At 63.5% G+C, this 3,998-nt stretch carries 3 protein-coding genes; all 3 read right to left on the reverse strand.

Annotated elements, in window-relative coordinates:
- Positions 1 to 277: 277 nt before the first annotated feature.
- Genes lpdA through Q0176_RS08890 form a run of 3 tightly spaced genes read right to left on the reverse strand, consistent with a single transcriptional unit; the run spans position 278 to position 3,777 of the window.
- On the reverse strand, positions 278 to 1,681 hold the full coding sequence (lpdA, locus tag Q0176_RS08880) for a dihydrolipoyl dehydrogenase (RefSeq protein ID WP_299301729.1): 1,404 nt from the start codon (positions 1,679 to 1,681) through the stop codon (positions 278 to 280).
- A 39-nt stretch (positions 1,682 to 1,720) separates the two neighbouring features.
- Positions 1,721 to 2,602 (reverse strand): response regulator, encoded by an 882-nt coding sequence (locus Q0176_RS08885; protein ID WP_299301732.1) that lies wholly within the window; start codon positions 2,600 to 2,602, stop codon positions 1,721 to 1,723.
- Positions 2,599 to 3,777, reverse strand: coding sequence for a PocR ligand-binding domain-containing protein (locus Q0176_RS08890; RefSeq protein WP_299301735.1), 1,179 nt, complete (start codon positions 3,775 to 3,777; stop codon positions 2,599 to 2,601). Before Q0176_RS08890 ends, Q0176_RS08885 begins: the two co-directional genes overlap by 4 nt.
- Positions 3,778 to 3,998: the final 221 nt, after the last annotated feature.

Genomic DNA, 3,998 nt, shown 5'->3' on the forward strand with positions numbered 1-3,998 from the left:
GAGGTGACCGACGAGATCCTTCATCGATTGATTCAGGCAGATGCAATCGGCCTTTTCGTTTTGCTGGCATTGATGGGGTTGCTTTTCAGCCTGCGTTACTGATGCTGAGACACGGCCTCCGTTGTCTTCCCGCCCTCCGGCGTAAACGCTGCGCTGTGGGCAACGTCAGGAAAAATCCCCCTCGAGGCCGTCAGGGACTCGAGGGGGATTTCGATAAGATGGCAAGCGGCCGCTTTTGACTTGGATGCGGATGCCGGCCTCCTGTTTTCCTCGCCTTCTATCCCTTCGGTGGCAGGTGCAGAGCCCTGTCCAAGACGTCCAGCGACGCCTCCCTGACCGCCTCGCCGAGGGTGGGGTGTGCGTGGATCGTGGCGACGATCTCGTCGACGGTCAGCTCGGACCTCATGGCAAGCGCGCCCTCCGCGATCAGGTCCGTGGCCCTGGGACCCAGGACGTGCATGCCCAGGATCTCGCCCGTTTCCCTGTCCGAGATAACCTTGACCATTCCGTCGGGCATCCCCGCGATCAGGGCTTTGGCGTTGGAGTTCATGGGGAAGCGTCCTACGGTGAAGTCCCGACCGGACCGCGTCAGCTCCTCCTCCGTACGGCCCACCCCCGCGAACTCGGGCGCGGTGTAAACGGCGCTCGGGACCACACGGTAGTCCATGGCTGCCCTGAGCCCCATGATGGCCTCCGCGGCGACCTCACCCTCGGCCGAGGCGACATGTGCCAGCATGATGGGCGAGGCACAGTCCCCTATGGCGTGGATGCCGGGCACGCTGGTCCTCATCCGCTCGTCAACCGCAATCCGCCCCCGGTCGGTCCGGACCCCGATCTCCTCGAGCCCGAGTCCCTGGGTGAAGGGACGGCGTCCCGTGCAGACGAAGACCTTCTCCGTGACGATCTCCTCCTCCACGCCCGCCGTGACGGCCGTCGCGTACCCACTGCCCAAGGCGCGGACCGACTTGACTGTCGCGGAGGTCAGGAAGCGGATGCCACGGGCCTCCAGTATCTGCCTGAGGTACCCCACGAGCTCGACGTCCAGGTTTGGCAGTATCTCCGGCAGCATCTCGACGACGGTGACCTCCACGCCTAGAGCGGAAAATATGGAGGCGAACTCGATGCCAATGACCCCGCCTCCGACGAGCAGGATGGACTTGGGCAACATCTCCAGCCCCAGGACTCCGTCGCTGGTGAGGATTCCGGGCAGGTCGAACCCGGGAACGGGCGGCAGCGCGGGGACGGAGCCCGTGGCGACGATGAAGGCATCGGCCGACAGAGGCCGCACCGTGCCGTCCTCCTGCGTGACGGCGACCTCCCCGGGAGAGCGGAAGACCGCATTCCCCTGGACGACCTCCACCCCATTGGCCCCCAGAAGGAAGCCGACCCCCTCGACGAGGCGTGCGACAACCTCCTCCTTATGCCGCATCAACGCACTCCAATCGACGCGGGCCTCCTTGACGAAGAGCCCGAGGGGTTCCCCCTCCCGGGCGGCAGAGGCCAGCTCCGCCGTGTGGAGCAGGACCTTGGTCGGAATGCAGCCCCTGTTGAGGCATGTCCCTCCCAGGGCGTTCTTCTCCACGAGGATGACGGAGGCCCCCAGCTGCGCGGCGCGCAGTGCGGCGACGTACCCCCCGGTCCCTCCGCCTATGACTACGACCCTCTTCGACCCTTTCGCCATAATCCTTCCTCCCTTACTGTGTGAATTCGGATGCCCCGTTCAGGAGCCGGAGCCCTCCTCGGACGAATCCTCCTCCGGCGGCGCGGACCCTCTCTGCAATGCCCCCGGAGTGACCCCGAAGGCCCTCTTGAAGGCGAGACCGAAGTAAGCGACGTTGCCATACCCCGATTCCCGGGCGGCCCGCCGCACCGAGGACCCCGAGAGAAGAAGATCGCGAGCCCGCTGCATTCTGGCGTCCTTCAGGATGTCCATGAAACGGACGCCCTCCTCCCGGAACAGGCGGCTGAGGTGTCCCGGGCTGACCCCGACGTGTTTCGCCGCCCCCTCCAGGGAGGCCTTGCCGGGCTCCTCCCGGATGAACGCCATAGCCCTCCGCACGGGGGAGCGCACCGCATCGCCCCGCACCTCAGGGGGAGGGGAGGGCCTGCGCTCCGCCAACTCCTCGAGCGCCTCCCTGAGCCCCCGTTCCAGCGCCTCGATGCGCGCAGTCCGGTGAATCTCCTCCTCCCGGCGACGGATGCACTTCTCCACGGCCTCCCGCAGCGCCTGGGCCCTCACCGGCTTGAGGAGGAGGACGACGACCTCGTCCTCAAGGGCCCGGTTCAGGTTGGCAAGGGTGTTGTGGGCCGTGACGACCATGACTTGGGCGCCGAGTCCTTCTCCGCGCAGTTCCTCCAGGGCCAGCATTCCGTTCCCGCCGGGAAGGTTGATGTCCAGCAGCACGATGTCCGGAGAACGTTCCCGGGCAAGTCGCTCGAACTCCGGGACGCTTCCCGCCTCCTCTATCTCGAGCCCCGGGAAAAAGCCGTGAAGCAGCATGACCAGGGCATCGCGCTCCAGCTTCTCGTCCTCGACGACGAGCGCCCTCAGAGGAGGAATGTCAGGGAGTTCGGACTCGAGCGGCGCGGTCTCCGGGATCATGGAAGGTTCACCGGCCTCTCCGGGAGACGCAGCTCGACACGGGTTCCTCCGCAAGGGACGCTTCGGACGTCCAGGGATGCGGACTTCCCATAGTAGAGGCTCAGCCGCTTTCGGACGTTCGCCAACCCCATCCCCTCCCGAAAGCCGCTCGCCTTGAACCCCACCCCGTTGTCCCTCAGGACGACGTGAATGGCATCCCCGTCTTTTTTCGCCGTCAGCAAGAGCCTGCCCTCCCGAAGCGAAGGTTCGAGCCCATGGATCAGGGCGTTCTCCGCCAAGGGCTGGATCAGCATGAAGGGCACCAAGCACTCCCGGACCTCCGGATCCTCCTTGATGAAGAAGGAGAGGCGGTCTCCAAACCGCACACGGTATATGGCAAGATAGCTGCGCACGCACTGGAGCTCCTCGCCGAGAGAGACCAATCCGTGCTCTCCCTGTTCCTGCAGTGTGTAGCGCAGATAGTCCGCGAGCTGCTCGGTCATCTCCACCGTCCTATCCGCCGCCTCGAACAGGGCGAGGCGCGCGATGCAGTTCAGGCTGTTGAAGAGGAAGTGGGGGTTGATCTGGCTCCTCAGAGCCTTCAGCTGGGCGCGGTGAAGCGCGTGCTCCATGCCCGCGCTCTTTTGTCTTTGCTGGGAGAGCAGAAGGCTCTGTTCCAGGATCTTCTGCCGGGCCAGGTTGATCTCGCACAGTTCGACGATCTGGGTGGAGAGCAGGCGTATGATCTCGAGCGCACGTTTCAGCTCCGTCTCATCCATGACGGGGAGTTGTCGATACTTTTCCATCAGGAAAGCGCGCTCCTCGTCGTTTCTCACAAAGGTCCACCGTCTCGAGATGGCCTCGAGCTCCGCGTCGCCGGTGAGCCCGGGCTGGACCTGCCCCGAGGCCAGAAAGCCCGCGAGGCGGCCGTTGATATGAAGGGGGGCGCACAGATCGGTGAGGCCGTTGGAACAGGTGTAAATATGAATGTCCCCCTGTTTCAGCGAGGTCCGCAGGGCCCTTTTGTCGCACGCGTCGCAGATGGCCTTTCCCTTGCGTATCGAGTGCACGTAGTCGCAGAACTCCGAGACGCTCACCAAGATGACCTTCCGCCCCTTCGGGGTCAGCAGGCAAACGCCCACCTGGAAGAGACGGGCAAAACTTCGCAGGAGCTCATCCAGCTTCTCGATGTCCACCGTCTCGTGCCACCACTCGAGGGAGCCGTACTCGAATCCTTCGTTAGGCGCAGCTGTCCCCTTCGTCTTGCCTTGCCCGTCCTGTTCGAATGATATCCTTTCTATTAATATGTTATTTTTTATGATATTGCTTTGTGCCCCCATTGATTTTTCAACTCCTACGGTATAAAATATAGCATAAAGATAAAAAATATGCTATAACTTCGTGCGAATCTTTTTCA

This window comes from uncultured Fretibacterium sp., from assembly GCF_938040765.1.
Classification (GTDB): domain Bacteria; phylum Synergistota; class Synergistia; order Synergistales; family Aminobacteriaceae; genus CAJPSE01.

Coding starts and splice junctions, on each gene's coding strand:
- lpdA (WP_299301729.1), bottom strand. CDS start 1,681: ATGGCGAAAGGGTCGAAGAGGGTCGTAGTCATAGGCGGAGGGACCGGG.
- Q0176_RS08885 (WP_299301732.1), bottom strand. CDS start 2,602: ATGATCCCGGAGACCGCGCCGCTCGAGTCCGAACTCCCTGACATTCCT.